General features: G+C 59.5%; 8 protein-coding genes, 2 tRNA genes and 3 rRNA genes. 9 read left to right on the top strand and 4 right to left on the bottom strand.

What is annotated here, in order from left to right:
- Positions 1-75: 75 nt before the first annotated feature.
- Positions 76-2232, bottom strand: coding sequence for a methionine--tRNA ligase (gene metG, locus EBN1_RS12425; RefSeq protein WP_011238311.1), 2157 nt, complete (start codon positions 2230-2232; stop codon positions 76-78).
- A gap of 82 nt (positions 2233-2314) precedes the next feature.
- Positions 2315-2851, bottom strand: a complete 537-nt coding sequence (locus EBN1_RS12430; RefSeq protein WP_241762726.1) for an OmpA family protein — start codon at positions 2849-2851, stop codon at positions 2315-2317.
- A gap of 227 nt (positions 2852-3078) precedes the next feature.
- On the opposite strand from EBN1_RS12430, the gene apbC reads away from it, so the two are divergent.
- The 3 genes from apbC to EBN1_RS12445 all read left to right on the top strand — a co-directional run bounded on the left by apbC (position 3079) and on the right by EBN1_RS12445 (position 7249).
- Entirely contained in the window at positions 3079-4170 is a 1092-nt protein-coding gene (apbC, locus tag EBN1_RS12435) for an iron-sulfur cluster carrier protein ApbC (RefSeq protein ID WP_011238313.1), read from the top strand.
- A gap of 118 nt (positions 4171-4288) precedes the next feature.
- On the top strand, positions 4289-4855 hold the full coding sequence (dcd, locus tag EBN1_RS12440) for a dCTP deaminase (protein ID WP_011238314.1): 567 nt from the start codon (positions 4289-4291) through the stop codon (positions 4853-4855).
- Positions 4856-4996: 141 nt separating this feature from the next.
- The gene (locus tag EBN1_RS12445; protein WP_011238315.1) at positions 4997-7249 is read left to right on the top strand and encodes an arginine/lysine/ornithine decarboxylase; all 2253 of its coding nucleotides are present in this window, start codon (positions 4997-4999) and stop codon (positions 7247-7249) included.
- Between the two features lie 30 nt (positions 7250-7279).
- Here the strand turns inward: EBN1_RS12445 and EBN1_RS12450 are convergent, their stop codons facing one another.
- Together EBN1_RS12450 and EBN1_RS12455 are read right to left on the bottom strand one after the other, a co-directional pair.
- Positions 7280-7783, bottom strand: coding sequence for a dihydrofolate reductase (locus EBN1_RS12450; protein WP_011238316.1), 504 nt, complete (start codon positions 7781-7783; stop codon positions 7280-7282).
- Entirely contained in the window at positions 7780-8574 is a 795-nt protein-coding gene (locus EBN1_RS12455; protein ID WP_011238317.1) for a thymidylate synthase, read from the bottom strand. Before EBN1_RS12455 ends, EBN1_RS12450 begins: the two co-directional genes overlap by 4 nt.
- A gap of 421 nt (positions 8575-8995) precedes the next feature.
- On the opposite strand from EBN1_RS12455, the gene EBN1_RS12460 reads away from it, so the two are divergent.
- The 6 genes from EBN1_RS12460 (at position 8996) to EBN1_RS12485 (ending at position 15131) form a co-directional block, all read left to right on the top strand.
- Positions 8996-10533: ribosomal RNA gene (locus EBN1_RS12460) — 16S ribosomal RNA — on the top strand.
- Between the two features lie 75 nt (positions 10534-10608).
- Positions 10609-10685: transfer RNA gene (locus EBN1_RS12465), tRNA-Ile, on the top strand.
- Between the two features lie 11 nt (positions 10686-10696).
- Positions 10697-10772: transfer RNA gene (locus EBN1_RS12470), tRNA-Ala, on the top strand.
- 275 nt (positions 10773-11047) lie between these two features.
- Positions 11048-13932 (top strand): 23S ribosomal RNA (locus EBN1_RS12475).
- A gap of 97 nt (positions 13933-14029) precedes the next feature.
- Positions 14030-14142, top strand: a 5S ribosomal RNA gene (rrf, locus tag EBN1_RS12480).
- The 16S, 23S and 5S rRNA genes sit together here with 2 tRNA genes alongside, the layout of an rRNA operon.
- 539 nt (positions 14143-14681) lie before the next feature.
- Positions 14682-15131, top strand: a complete 450-nt coding sequence (locus EBN1_RS12485; protein WP_011238318.1) for a MaoC family dehydratase — start codon at positions 14682-14684, stop codon at positions 15129-15131.
- The last annotated feature ends 64 nt before the right edge of the window (positions 15132-15195 follow it).

The raw sequence follows: 15195 nt of genomic DNA on the forward strand, positions 1-15195 counted from the left end.
CGGCCCGGGGCCGGTCCGATGCTGCACGAACCAGCGTTTCGAGGGAGTCAGGGGCATGTCGAGTCTATGCCGGAATCATTTCACGCGCATGCCGGAAGCGGCCCCTGTGTCCGGTGACAGAAGGTAGATCCCTGAGCTCTTGTCGTCCGCGCTGGAGGCGGCGAGCACCATGCCCTCGCTGACGCCGAACTTCATCTTGCGCGGCGCGAGGTTGGCGACCATCACCGTGAGCCGTCCGACGAGCGTTGCCGGGTCGTACGCCGACTTGATGCCGGCAAACACCTGGCGCAGCTTCGCCTGGCCATTTTCGCTCTCGCCGATGTCGAGTCGCAGGCGGATCAGCTTGTCGGCGCCTTCGACGTGTTCGGCGCCGACGATGCGGGCGATGCGCAGATCCACTTTCGTGAAATCGTCGATCGAGATGTGCGGCATCGCCGTTTCCGCGGACTGGGCTTCGTGCTGCTGCTTTTCCGCGTGGCGCTGCTGCGACGAGGCGACTTTTGCGGCGGGGGCGGCCGGCGCGAGCGATTCGCGGTTCGCCTCGAGCAGCGCGTCGATCTGCTTGCGCTCGACGCGGGTCATCAGGTGCGCATAGGGGTTGATGGTGTGCGCCGCGGGCAGCGGCTGCCAGGTTTGCGGCCAGACGAGCGGGTCGATCGCGAGGAACGCTTCGACTTTTTGGGCGAGAGCGGGCAGGACCGGCTTGAGATACAGCGTAAGGTCGCGGAAATGCGTCAGCGCCGTGCTGCATACGACGTGAAGATGCGCCTCCTGGCCTTCCTGCTTCGCCAGTTCCCACGGCTTGTGGTCGTTGACGTACTGGTTCGCCAGGTCGGCGAGCCGCATGATCTCGCGCAGCGCGCGGCCGTAGTCACGTTCTTCGTAAGCGTGCGCGATCGTCCCCGCTGCAAAGGCAGCTTCGAAATCGGCGGTCGCCTGCGGATCGCTTGCGCCGAGCTTGCCATCGAAGCGCTTGGCGATGAAGCCTGCGCAGCGGCTGGCGATGTTGACGTACTTGCCGACAAGGTCCGAATTCACTTTTGCGACCATGTCGTCGAGGCTGAGATCGACGTCTTCCATCGTGCCGTTCGACTTGGTCGCGAAGTAATAACGCAGCCATTCCGGGTTGAGGCCCCGCGAGACGTAGGAGCGCGCCGTGATGAACGTGCCGCGACTCTTGCTCATCTTCGCGCCGTCGACGGTCAGGAAGCCATTGACGCACAACTGCGTGGGCGTGCGGTAGCCGGCGAACCGGAGCATCGCCGGCCAGAAGAGGGCATGGAAGTAGAGGATGTCCTTGCCGATGAAGTGCACCATCTCGGTGCCCGCCGTTTCGGCGCGGACGGCGTCGGTGAAGTCGTCGACGGCAATGTCGCCACGCTGCTCGGCAAGGTTGCGGAAACTCGCGAAGTAGCCGATCGGGGCGTCGAGCCAGACGTAGAAGTATTTTCCCGGTGCGCCGGGAATCTCGAAACCGAAATACGGGGCGTCGCGCGAAATGTCCCAGTCCGACAGCGTGTTCCCGCCGTCGCCGACGGTTTCGTCGCCGAGCCACTCCTTCATCTTGTTTGCCGCTTCGACCTGCAGACGACGAGTGCCGGCAGCATTCGTGCCGCGCGTCCATTCGCGCAGAAATGCCACGGCGCGCGGGTCGGACAGGCGGAAAAAGTAATGCTCCGACGTCTTCAGCACGGGCTTCGCGCCGGACACGGCCGAGTGCGGGTTCTTGAGCTCGGTCGGCGCGTAGGCGGCGCCGCATGCTTCGCAGTTGTCGCCGTACTGGTCGGCCGCGCCGCACTTCGGGCATTCGCCCTTGATGAAGCGGTCCGGCAGGAACATCTCCTTGACCGGATCGTAGAACTGCTCGATCGCGCGAGTGTCGATCAACTCGGCAGCCTTGAGCTTCGTGTAGACGTCTTCCGCGTAGGCCCGGTTTTCGACGCTGTGAGTGCTGTGGTAGTTGTCGAATGCGACGCCGAAGTCGGTGAAGTCACGCAGATGTTCGCCATGCACCCGCCCGATCAGCGCTTCGGGCGTGATGCCTTCCTTCTCGGCGCGCAGCATGACCGGCGTGCCGTGCGTGTCGTCCGCGCAGACGTAATGCACCGTGTTGCCGCGCATGCGCTGGTAGCGCACCCAGATGTCGCCCTGGATGTACCCGACCAGATGGCCGAGGTGAATGTCGCCGTTGGCGTAGGGCAGAGCGTTGGTGACCAGTATCTTGCGCGGCATGATGGGCGGAAAGGGAAAAAGAAAGAGTGTAACAAAGGCGTCGCCGTTGTCTTGCGACGCGGCGGGAAACCGTCGTTGGGATCTATTCGAACGGACGCAGGACGATCTCGACGCGACGGTTCTTCGCGCGTCCCGCCTCGGTGGCGTTGTCGGCGATCGGCTCCGCTTCGCCCTTGCCGTCGGCATGAAGACGAACGAGCGGGATGCCGCGGCGGCGCAGATGCTCCGCGACGGTTTCGGCGCGCTGGATCGAAAGCTGCAGATTGTGCAATTCACTGTCCAGGCTGTCGGTATGACCGAACACCCGGATTTCGACCTCGGGGGACGAGGCCAGCGCCGATGCGACACGGTCCAGGTTCGGCGTCAGTACCGGCTGAGGCTCCGTGCCCCCACGGGAAAAGGCTTCGGCGCCCGGGAGCAGCAGTTGCAGGGTGCCATTGTCGAGCACCCGGGTTGCGATCTCGCTGGAGCCGCTCAAGCGTTTGACGATGCGGTTGCGCTCGGCGGGCCAGTCGAAGGCCGTATTCTTCGCGACGGGCACGGTGCGATGGATCGGGGTCGCGGTGCCGGGAGGAGATGTCACAGTCGTCGTGGCGCACGCCGACAGGAGCGTGCTCACGCCAACCAGGACGAATAGCGAAAATCGGTTCATGCTGTCGGTAATCCCGGGGGGTGAATGCAATCAGTTCGGGGAAATCAGTTCGCCAAGGAGCGTATTTTACCGCGTGGGGGGCGCTCGCAGAATGACCCTGATGAACAAGAGGGTGAGCGGGCACGCAGGCTTAGGTATGATTTACCTTCTTGAGGCCCGAATCGCGGGCTGCCGATCGTCGAGGATATGCCATCATGAGTCTCACCCAGGAATCTGTCATCGAAGCGCTCAAGGGCGTTGTCGATCCGAACACGGGCAAGGATTTCGTTTCCACGCGCTGCGTCAGGAATGTCAGCATCAGCGGCAGCGACGTGCGCGTCGAACTCGAGCTCGGCTACCCGGCGAAGACACAGCATGAATCGATCCGCGAAATGCTCGCCGCCGCGATCGCCACGCTTCCCGGTGCGGGGCGCGCGACGATCGACGTGCACAGCAAAGTCGTCGCGCATGCGGTGCAGCAGGGCGTGAAGCTGCTGCCGGGTGTGAAGAACATCATCGCCGTCGCTTCCGGGAAAGGGGGAGTCGGCAAGAGCACGACTGCCGTGAACCTCGCCCTTGCCCTGACGGCAGAAGGCGCGACCGTCGGTCTGCTCGATGCGGATATCTATGGTCCGTCGCAGCCGCATATGCTGGGCATCGGCGAGCAACGTCCCGAGTCGCTCGACGGCAAGACGATGGAGCCGCTGCAGGCACACGGCCTGCAAGTAATGTCCATCGGCTTTCTCGTCGATGTCGAGACGCCGATGGTGTGGCGTGGCCCGATGGCGACACAGGCGCTCAACCAGTTGCTGAAGGAAACCAACTGGAAAGATCTGGACTACCTCGTCATCGACATGCCCCCCGGCACCGGCGACATCCAGCTCACGCTGTCGCAGAGCGTGCCGCTGACCGGCGCCGTGATCGTCACCACGCCCCAGGATATCGCATTGCTCGATGCGCGCAAGGGACTCAAGATGTTCGAGAAAGTGGGCGTGCCGATCATCGGCGTCATCGAAAACATGAGCATCCACATCTGTTCGAGTTGCGGTCACGAAGAAGCGATCTTCGGCACTCGCGGGGGCGAGCGCCTGTGCGCCGACTACAACGTGCCTTTCCTCGGCGCGCTGCCGCTCGATCTGCAGATCCGTCAGGAGACCGATGGCGGGGCCCCGACCGTCGTGTCCGATCCGGACGGCCGCATCGCGGAACTCTACAAGGCGATCGCGCGCAAGGTGGCGGCACGCGTGGCGGTCAAGGCGAAAGACATGACGCACAAGTTCCCGAGCATCGTCATCAAAAGCACGTGAAAGCGGGCCGGTCACGGAATCCGTTTTTCCCGCTTTCGATCCGGCACGGCTTAGCCTAAACTAGCCGATTTTTCGCGTCCGGCGGGTGCCGGGCCGGCCCCGGAGGAAACCCCACGTCATGTCCATCAAGTCCGACAAATGGATTCGCCGCATGGCGGAACAGCAGGGGATGATCGCGCCGTTCGCGCCCGAGTTGGTCCGCCACAACGGCACGGGGAAAATCGTTTCGTACGGCACTTCGAGCTACGGCTATGATGTGCGCTGCGCGAATGAATTCAAGATCTTCACCAACATCAACTCGACGATCGTCGACCCGAAGGATTTCGATGCGCGGAATTTCGTCGATTTCGTCGGCGACGTATGCATCATTCCGCCGAACTCGTTCGCTCTCGCTCGCACGGTCGAGTATTTTCGCATCCCGCGCAATGTCCTGACGGTGTGCCTGGGCAAGTCGACCTACGCGCGGTGCGGCATCATCGTGAACGTCACGCCACTGGAACCCGAGTGGGAAGGCCACGTGACGCTCGAGTTTTCGAACACCACGCCGCTGCCGGCGAAGATCTACGCGAACGAGGGCATCGCGCAGATGCTTTTCTTCGAGGCCGACGAGGTGTGCGAAACGTCGTACAAGGATCGCGGCGGCAAATATCTCGGCCAGACGGGTGTGACGTTGCCGAAAATCTGATTCATCGACTCGATCCGCTGCGCGCGGACCACACGACGAACGGGGCCGGCTGACGGCCCCTTGTCCTTTCCGGTAACCGGGAAGCAGGATTTACATGGGCATCATGCCCATTGCCCCAACGCAAGAAGCTGGAGAAGAGGGATGCGCTTTCACTTTCCGATCATCATAATCGACGAGGATTTCCGCTCGGAAAACACGAGCGGCCTCGGCATTCGCGCACTGGCCAAGGCGATCGAGGAAGAGAGCATGGAAGTGCTCGGGGTCACGAGTTACGGTGACCTGACCTCGTTCGCGCAGCAGCAAAGTCGTGGTTCAGCCTTCATCCTGTCGATCGACGACGAGGAGTTTTCGTCGCCTGAGGCGTCCGACAAGGCCATCGCCGACCTGCGTGCGTTCGTCGAGGAGATCCGGTTGCGCAACGCCGACATCCCGATCTTCATCCACGGCGAAACCCGTACCAGCCGGCACATCCCGAATGACGTGCTGCGCGAGCTGCACGGTTTCATCCACATGTTCGAGGATACGCCCGAGTTCGTCGCCCGCTATATCGTGCGCGAAGCAAAGAACTACCTCGAGAGCCTGGCGCCGCCGTTTTTCCGCGCGCTGGTGCATTACGCTGCCGACAGCTCGTATTCGTGGCACTGCCCGGGCCATTCGGGCGGTGTGGCGTTCCTGAAAAGTCCGGTCGGGCAGATGTTCCACCAGTTCTTCGGCGAAAACATGCTGCGCGCAGATGTGTGCAACGCGGTCGAGGAACTCGGTCAGCTGCTCGACCATACGGGTCCCGTGGCCGCTTCCGAACGCAACGCTGCACGCATCTTCAACTGCGACCATCTCTATTTCGTCACCAACGGCACCTCGACGTCGAACAAGATGGTGTGGCACACGACGGTCGCGCCCGGCGACATCGTGGTCGTGGATCGCAACTGCCACAAATCGATTCTCCACTCGATCATCATGACTGGAGCGGTGCCGGTGTTCCTGACGCCGACACGTAACCACTACGGCATCATCGGTCCGATCCCGCTGGAAGAATTCAGCATGGAGACGATCCGGCGCAAGATCGAGGCGAACCCGTTCGCACGCCCGAGCGCCGGCAAGAAGCCCCGCATTCTGACGATCACGCAGTCGACGTACGACGGGGTTGTGTACAACGTCGAGACGATCAAGGAGATGCTCGACGGCGAGATCGATACGCTGCACTTTGACGAAGCCTGGCTGCCGCACGCCGCGTTCCATGATTTTTACGGCGATTACCATGCGATCGGGGCCGACCGCCCGCGCTGCGAGAAATCGATGGTGTTCTCGACGCAGTCGACGCACAAGCTGCTGGCCGGTCTGTCCCAGGCTTCGCAGATCCTCGTGCAGGACTCGCAGACTCGCAAGCTCGACCGCGACATCTTCAACGAAGCCTACCTGATGCACACTTCGACGTCGCCGCAGTACGCGATCATCGCTTCGTGCGACGTCGCGGCGGCGATGATGGAGCCTCCCGGGGGGCCGGCGCTGGTGGACGAGTCGCTAGCGGAAGCCGTCGAATTCCGCCGGGCGATGCGCAAGGTGGAAGCCGAGTTCGGTCCTGCTGACTGGTGGTTCAAGGTCTGGGGGCCCGAATATCTGCCCGAGGAAGGGATCGGCGAGCGGGAGGACTGGATGCTCAAGGCCGGCGAACGCTGGCACGGCTTTGGCAATCTCGCGCCGGGCTTCAACATGCTCGACCCGATCAAGGCGACGGTGATCACGCCGGGGCTGGACGTCGACGGCGACTTTGCCGATTCCGGCATCCCTGCCGGGATCCTCACCCGTTATCTCGCTGAGCACGGCATCATCGTCGAAAAGACCGGGCTGTACTCGTTCTTCATCATGTTCACGATCGGTATCACGAAGGGCCGGTGGAACACGATGGTGACCGAATTGCAGCAGTTCAAGGACGACTACGACCGCAACCAGCCGTTGTGGCGCGTAATGCCGGAATTCATTGCGAAGCATCCGCGCTACGAGAAAGTCGGCCTGAAGGACTTATGCGCGCAGATCCACAGTTTCTACAAGTCGTACGATATTGCGCGGCTCACGACCGAAATGTATTTGTCGGATATGGTTCCGGCGATGAAGCCGGCCGATGCGTTCGCGAAGATGGCGCATCGCGAGATCGAGCGGGTGCCGATCGATGAACTCGAGGGGCGTGTGACCGCGATGCTCGTCACGCCCTATCCGCCAGGGATCCCGTTACTGATTCCAGGCGAGCGTTTCAACGCGACGATCGTGCGTTACCTGAAGTTTGCGCGTGATTTCAACGCGGGCTTTCCTGGGTTCGAGACCGATATCCACGGCCTCGTCAGGGAACGCGCAGAGGGACGGTTCGACTATTACGTCGACTGTGTGAGGCAGGACTGACCGACGACGCTGAGCCGGGAGTTTCGCGGTTCAGCGTGTCTTGCGCCGATACTCCACGAAATCGAACGAAAATTCGTTATGCGCGTCCGCGTCGTGCTGTTCGCGCCTTACTTCGTCGAAGTCTCCCCGGTCGAACGGCGGAAAATAGGCATCTCCGGCAACATCGGCGTGCACCTCCGTAAGCAGCAGCGCGTCGGCGCTGTCGAGCAACTGGCGATACAGCTCGGCGCCGCCGATGACGAAGACGGTCTCGTCGCCCGCAGCTTCGAGCGCTGCTTCCGGATCCGGAAAAACCTCCGCCCCGGTCGCGGAGTAACTACGGTCACGCGTCACGACCAGATTGCGTCGGGCCGGTAGCGGCCGCCCCAGCGATTCCCAGGTTTTGCGCCCCATCAGCACGGGATGCCCGATCGTCGTTTCCTTGAAACGGGCGAGATCCGACTTCAGTCGCCACGGCAATTGATTGTCTCTTCCGATCGCGCCGTTTCGCGCAGTCGCTGCGATGATGATCACTTGCGGCTTGCTCGCGCTCATACGGCCACTTCCGCTTTGATATGGGGGTGGGGGTCATAGCCTTCGAGACGAAAATCTTCGAAGCGGAATCCAAAGATGTCGGTGACGCCGGGATTCACGATCATCCGCGGCAAAGCGCGTGGTTGCCGGGAGAGCTGCAGACGTGCCTGATCGAGATGGTTGAGGTACAGGTGGCAATCCCCCCCTGTCCATACGAAATCCCCGGCCCGCAGCCCGCAGACCTGAGCCACCATCAGTGTCAGTAGCGCGTAGGACGCAATGTTGAACGGTACTCCGAGGAAGATGTCGGCACTGCGTTGGTACAACTGGCAGGACAGTCGGTCACCCGCAACATAGAACTGGAACAGTGCGTGACACGGGGGAAGCGCCATTCCGGCCACTTCTCCCGGATTCCACGCTGAAACCAGATGGCGGCGCGAATCAGGATTGTGCTTCAGTCCGTCGATCAGTTGTGCGATCTGGTCGATAGTGGCGCCGTTTGCCGTCTCCCAGCGGCGCCATTGCTTGCCGTACACCGGCCCGAGATCGCCATTCTCGTCGGCCCAGTCGTCCCAGATCGACACGCCATTCTCGTTGAGGTAGCGGATATTGGTATCGCCGCGCAGAAACCACAGCAATTCGTGAATTATCGAACGGGTGTGCAGTTTCTTCGTCGTGAGCAGAGGAAAGCCGTCGTCGAGATTAAACCGCATCTGCCAACCGAAGATCGAAAGTGTGCCGGTGCCGGTCCGGTCGGATTTCCGGTCGCCATGATCGAGGACATGGCGCATCAGGTCGAGATACTGTTTCATGGGAAGTCCTTCGCGTCGAGGCCGAAATTCTACGACTACCTACGACTACCAAAGACACCCCCCGCCTTATTTTTCGAGCGGCCTCGCTTCAACAACCGGTTGACTGCCTGTTGGATGTGTCTATAATCCGCCGTTCTTCGCGCTCCAGTCGGTTTTTTGCGGTGGGGGGCGAGGCGCGGTGGCGGTAGAGGGAGCTTCACCGGTGGTCAGGAAAGAAGCCGGTGGGGGTTGACGGCAGCAGCGAAGTCGGTCAGAATCTCTTTCTCGCTGCAACGGCAGCGGTTCTTTAAAAAGTTGAACAACCGATAAGTGTGGGTACTGGGTTGCTGCGGTGGCCGGATTGTCTTCGGGCAGATCCGGCATTGCAAAGATCGAGTGCTCGCAGAAGTCAGTAAAGATTCTTTGAGTGCTTTGTTGGATTGAACTTAAGAGTTTGATCCTGGCTCAGATTGAACGCTGGCGGCATGCTTTACACATGCAAGTCGAACGGCAGCGGGGGCTTCGGCCTGCCGGCGAGTGGCGAACGGGTGAGTAATGCATCGGAACGTACCCAGTCGTGGGGGATAACTACGCGAAAGCGTGGCTAATACCGCATACGCCCTGAGGGGGAAAGCGGGGGACCTTCGGGCCTCGCGCGATTGGAGCGGCTGATGTCGGATTAGCTGGTTGGTGGGGTAAAGGCCTACCAAGGCGACGATCCGTAGCTGGTCTGAGAGGATGATCAGCCACACTGGGACTGAGACACGGCCCAGACTCCTACGGGAGGCAGCAGTGGGGAATTTTGGACAATGGGCGCAAGCCTGATCCAGCCATGCCGCGTGAGTGAAGAAGGCCTTCGGGTTGTAAAGCTCTTTCAGACGGAAAGAAATCGGGCGGGTGAATAGCCTGCCTGGATGACGGTACTGTCAGAAGAAGCACCGGCTAACTACGTGCCAGCAGCCGCGGTAATACGTAGGGTGCGAGCGTTAATCGGAATTACTGGGCGTAAAGCGTGCGCAGGCGGTTGTGTAAGACAGGTGTGAAATCCCCGGGCTTAACCTGGGAACTGCGCTTGTGACTGCACGGCTGGAGTACGGCAGAGGGGGGTGGAATTCCACGTGTAGCAGTGAAATGCGTAGAGATGTGGAGGAACACCGATGGCGAAGGCAGCCCCCTGGGCCGATACTGACGCTCATGCACGAAAGCGTGGGGAGCAAACAGGATTAGATACCCTGGTAGTCCACGCCCTAAACGATGTCGACTAGTTGTTCGGTGCGGTAACGCGCTGAGTAACGCAGCTAACGCGTGAAGTCGACCGCCTGGGGAGTACGGCCGCAAGGTTAAAACTCAAAGGAATTGACGGGGACCCGCACAAGCGGTGGATGATGTGGATTAATTCGATGCAACGCGAAAAACCTTACCTACCCTTGACATGCCTGGAATCCTGCAGAGATGCGGGAGTGCCTTCGGGAGCCAGGACACAGGTGCTGCATGGCTGTCGTCAGCTCGTGTCGTGAGATGTTGGGTTAAGTCCCGCAACGAGCGCAACCCTTGTCGCTAATTGCCATCATTAGGTTGGGCACTTTAGCGAGACTGCCGGTGACAAACCGGAGGAAGGTGGGGATGACGTCAAGTCCTCATGGCCCTTATGGGTAGGGCTTCACACGTCATACAATGGTCGGTACAGAGGGTTGCCAAGCCGCGAGGTGGAGCCAATCCCACAAAGCCGATCGTAGTCCGGATCGTAGTCTGCAACTCGACTACGTGAAGTCGGAATCGCTAGTAATCGCAGATCAGCATGCTGCGGTGAATACGTTCCCGGGTCTTGTACACACCGCCCGTCACACCATGGGAGTGGGTTTCACCAGAAGTAGGTAGCTTAACCTTTCGGGGAGGGCGCTTACCACGGTGAGATTCATGACTGGGGTGAAGTCGTAACAAGGTAGCCGTATCGGAAGGTGCGGCTGGATCACCTCCTTTCAAGAGAAGAGGCCGCGGCGACGCAGTATCCACAACTTATCGGTTGTTCAGGCAACGAGAGCCTCGAAGGCATGAGGGTCTGTAGCTCAGCTGGTTAGAGCACCGTCTTGATAAGGCGGGGGTCGTTGGTTCGAACCCAACCAGACCCACCAAGCGATCAAGCGGGGGATTAGCTCAGCTGGGAGAGCACCTGCTTTGCAAGCAGGGGGTCGACGGTTCGATCCCGTCATCCTCCACCAGTGTTCGGGGTGGGTAGAGGCGTCGGAAAAGGGCTAAGCCGTGCGGATCGTCGGGTCCGCAGGGCTTAGGCCTTGGCAGGTTTTTGAGGCTGCGTTCTTTAACAAAGTGGAAGAAGTAAAGTGTGCGACAGTGGGCCGCGAGGCGCGCTGTTGCATGGGTTGGTGTGATTGCATTTTTGCGGTCATTGGCGCTTTGAACCAGCGGCCGGTGACTGCGCACAAGCGTGAGTTCGTCTATGGCGGTGGTGCCCTGGCAACAGGGTCCATGGTTATAGGATCAAGCGACTAAGTGCATGTGGTGGATGCCTTGGCGATCACAGGCGATGAAGGACGTGCAAGCCTGCGAAAAGCGGGGGGGAGCTGGCAATGGAGCTTTGATCCCCCGATGTCCGAATGGGGAAACCCACTCCTTTTGGAGTATCCCGCGCTGAATACATAGGCGTGTGGAGGCGAACGCGGCGAACTGAAACATCTAAGTAGCCGCAGGAACAGAAATCAACCGAGATTCCCCAAGTAGTGGCGAGCGAACGGGGAGCAGCCTGCACGACTAAACCAATTACTTAGCAAAACGGTCTGGAAAGTCCGACGATACAGGGTGATAGTCCCGTATGCGAAAAGTAGCTGGCGGGTCTGAGCGTGCGACAAGTAGGGCGGGACACGAGAAATCCTGTCTGAAGATGGGGGGACCATCCTCCAAGGCTAAATACTCGTGATCGACCGATAGTGAACCAGTACCGTGAGGGAAAGGCGAAAAGAACCCCGGGAGGGGAGTGAAATAGATCCTGAAACCGCATGCATACAAACAGTGGGAGCCTCCTTCGTGGGGTGACTGCGTACCTTTTGTATAATGGGTCAGCGACTTACGTTCAGTAGCGAGCTTAACCGAATAGGGGAGGCGTAGGGAAACCGAGTCTGACAAGGGCGACTGAGTTGCTGGGCGTAGACCCGAAACCGGATGATCTATCCATGGCCAGGATGAAGGTGCGGTAACACGCACTGGAGGTCCGAACCCACTAATGTTGAAAAATTAGGGGATGAGCTGTGGATAGGGGTGAAAGGCTAAACAAATCCGGAAATAGCTGGTTCTCCCCGAAAACTATTTAGGTAGTGCGTCGTACGGACACTTGCGGGGGTAGAGCACTGTAATCGTTGGGGGGGTCACTGCGATCTACCCCGCGATAGCAAACTCCGAATACCGCAAAGTGATATACGGCAGACAGTCCTGGGGTGCTAACGTCCTGGGACAAGAGGGAAACAACCCAGACCGCCAGCTAAGGTCCCAAATACATGGCTAAGTGGGAAACGAAGTGGGAAGGCCCAGACAGCTAGGAGGTTGGCTTAGAAGCAGCCATCCTTTAAAGAAAGCGTAATAGCTCACTAGTCGAGTCGTCCTGCGCGGAAGATGTAACGGGGCTCAAGCCATGAACCGAAGCTGCGGATCTCGCAAGAGATGGTAGGGGAGCGTTCCGTAAGCCTGCGAAGGTGTCTCGAGAGGGATGCTGGAGGTATCGGAAGTGCGAATGCTGACATGAGTAGCGATAAAGGGTGTGAAAAGCACCCTCGCCGAAAGCCCAAGGTTTCCTGCGCAACGTTCATCGACGCAGGGTGAGTCGGCCCCTAAGGCGAGGCAGAAATGCGTAGTCGATGGGAAACGGGTCAATATTCCCGTACCGGTCCTAGATGCGATGGGGGGACGGAGAAGGTTAGGCCAGCCGGGTGTTGGATGTCCCGGTTTAAGCGTGTAGGCGTGCCCCGTAGGCAAATCCGCGGGGCTGAGCTGAGGCGTGATGACGAGGGCTCTTTGAGCCCGAAGTGGTTGATACCATGCTTCCAGGAAAAGCCTCTAAGCTTCAGTCTAGGATCGACCGTACCGCAAACCGACACAGGTGGGCAGGTAGAAAATACCCAGGCGCTTGAGAGAACTCAGGAGAAGGAACTCGGCAAATTGATACCGTAACTTCGGGAGAAGGTATGCCCCGTTAGCTTGTAGGAGTACATCCGAAGGGCGAAGGGGCCGCAGAGAATCGGTGGCTGCGACTGTTTATTAAAAACACAGCACTGTGCAAACACGAAAGTGGACGTATACGGTGTGACGCCTGCCCGGTGCCGGAAGGTTAAGTGATGGGGTGCAAGCTCTTGATCGAAGCCCCGGTAAACGGCGGCCGTAACTATAACGGTCCTAAGGTAGCGAAATTCCTTGTCGGGTAAGTTCCGACCTGCACGAATGGCGTAACGATGGCCACACTGTCTCCTCCTGAGACTCAGCGAAGTTGAAATGTTTGTGAAGATGCAATCTCCCCGCGGCAAGACGGAAAGACCCCATGAACCTTTACTGTAGCTTTGCATTGGACTTTGACGGGACTTGTGTAGGATAGGTGGGAGGCTGTGAAACGGGAACGCCAGTTTCCGTGGAGCCAACCTTGAAATACCACCCTGGTGTCGTTGAGGTTCTAACCTTGGCCCGTGAATCCGGGTCGGGGACCGTGCATGGCAGGCAGTTTGACTGGGGCGGTCTCCTCCCAAAAGGTAACGGAGGAGTACGAAGGTCGCCTAGACACGGTCGGACATCGTGTTGATAGTGCAATGGCAAAAGGCGGCTTGACTGCGAGACCGACAAGTCGAGCAGGTGCGAAAGCAGGTCATAGTGATCCGGTGGTTCTGCATGGAAGGGCCATCGCTCAACGGATAAAAGGTACTCTGGGGATAACAGGCTGATTCCGCCCAAGAGTTCACATCGACGGCGGAGTTTGGCACCTCGATGTCGGCTCATCACATCCTGGGGCTGTAGCCGGTCCCAAGGGTATGGCTGTTCGCCATTTAAAGTGGTACGTGAGCTGGGTTTAAAACGTCGTGAGACAGTTTGGTCCCTATCTGCCGTGGGCGCTGGAAGTTTGAGAGGACCTGCTCCTAGTACGAGAGGACCGGAGTGGACGCACCCCTGGTGTACCGGTTGTGACGCCAGTCGCATCGCCGGGTAGCTAAGTGCGGAAGAGATAACCGCTGAAAGCATCTAAGCGGGAAACTCGCCTCAAGATGAGACTTCCCCGGGGCCTCGAGCCCCCTGAAGGGTCGTCGAAGACCACGACGTTGATAGGTCGGGTGTGGAAGCGCAGCAATGCGTTGAGCTAACCGATACTAATTGCCCGTGAGGCTTGATCCTATAACCCTGGATCGAACACCGCGACAACTCACCGAAAAACGCATCACACCAACAACACCCCACACACTTTGCTTCTCCGCTTTGTTACCCTTTACAGTCTGACGACCATAGCGTCCTGGCACCACCCCTTCCCATCCCGAACAGGACCGTGAAACAGGACCGCGCCGATGATAGTGCCTAAACGGGTGCGAAAGTAGGTCATCGTCAGACTACCCTTTGCTCTGCACAAAAGCCGCTCCCCCTCCCCGGGAAAGCGGCTTTTTGCTGTCAACATCCCCCCTCCAGGCAAGGCGCGCGCCGCCCGGCCGGAACGCCCGTCCCGCTGGGCCTCCCGTCCGTGACGCGCCCACGCGCTGCGCCGCGGCGCCCCCCGCCCTCGGCGTGACTTGCCGCGCGCGTTGCGGCAGAATCCTCCCTGCGGCTCATGTCGCCCACGGGGCGGCCCCGACGACATTAGCCCCGGCATGGCGTCTATCCCGTCTTACTCAGAAGACAGGAACTTAAGCGACAAATTCAAACTGGAAAGCTAATGATTTCAATCTATTGCGATGAATATATGGGCCGACGGTGTCGTCCTACTTGCTGACTTCTGAGTAACGCCTACCCAATCCCCGGAGCATGATCATCGGATTCCGGTACAGAATGTCTTCGGAATTTCGGATATGCTCGGAGAACTTAATTCGACAGCGAACCACCATGCAGGTCGTCGTCGGATTTCATGCTATTAACGAGCCAAAACGGGATGCAAGATGAGTGAAGCGGTCCGCGACTTTTCGCAGTGCTACGGTCACGATTTCGAGGACCTGAAAGTTGGTATGTCAGCGGCCATCGGGCGCACCGTGACGGAGGCGGATATCGCTATTTTCGCTGGCATTTCGGGTGATACGAATCCCGTTCACCTCGATGCCGAATTTGCGGCGTCGACGATGTTTGGCGAACGAATCGCTCATGGGATGCTGTCGGCGAGCTTCATTTCTGCAGTGTTCGGTACGAAGCTGCCAGGACCGGGATGCATCTATCTCGGGCAGTCGCTGAACTTCAAGGCCTCAGTGAAAGTCGGCGAAACGGTCGTCGCCCGTGTGACAGTACGCGAGCTCGTGGCTCACAAGCGCCGGGCGTTCTTTGATACTGTCTGTACGGTGGCCGGAAAAGTGGTACTCGAAGGCCATGCGGAGATCTACCTTCCCGCCAGGCAATAACGGGTCTTCCCTCCCCTCTGGGTCAAGATAGTTGTCGCCTCGATAGAATCCGAAACCCGAGGGC

Origin of the sequence: Aromatoleum aromaticum EbN1 (assembly GCF_000025965.1) — a bacterium.
GTDB lineage: Bacteria > Pseudomonadota > Gammaproteobacteria > Burkholderiales > Rhodocyclaceae > Aromatoleum > Aromatoleum aromaticum.

Coding starts and splice junctions, on each gene's coding strand:
- metG (WP_011238311.1), bottom strand. CDS start 2,232: ATGCCGCGCAAGATACTGGTCACCAACGCTCTGCCCTACGCCAACGGC.
- EBN1_RS12450 (WP_011238316.1), bottom strand. CDS start 7,783: ATGAGCGCGAGCAAGCCGCAAGTGATCATCATCGCAGCGACTGCGCGA.
- EBN1_RS12485 (WP_011238318.1), top strand. CDS start 14,682: ATGAGTGAAGCGGTCCGCGACTTTTCGCAGTGCTACGGTCACGATTTC.
- dcd (WP_011238314.1), top strand. CDS start 4,289: ATGTCCATCAAGTCCGACAAATGGATTCGCCGCATGGCGGAACAGCAG.
- EBN1_RS12445 (WP_011238315.1), top strand. CDS start 4,997: ATGCGCTTTCACTTTCCGATCATCATAATCGACGAGGATTTCCGCTCG.
- apbC (WP_011238313.1), top strand. CDS start 3,079: ATGAGTCTCACCCAGGAATCTGTCATCGAAGCGCTCAAGGGCGTTGTC.
- EBN1_RS12455 (WP_011238317.1), bottom strand. CDS start 8,574: ATGAAACAGTATCTCGACCTGATGCGCCATGTCCTCGATCATGGCGAC.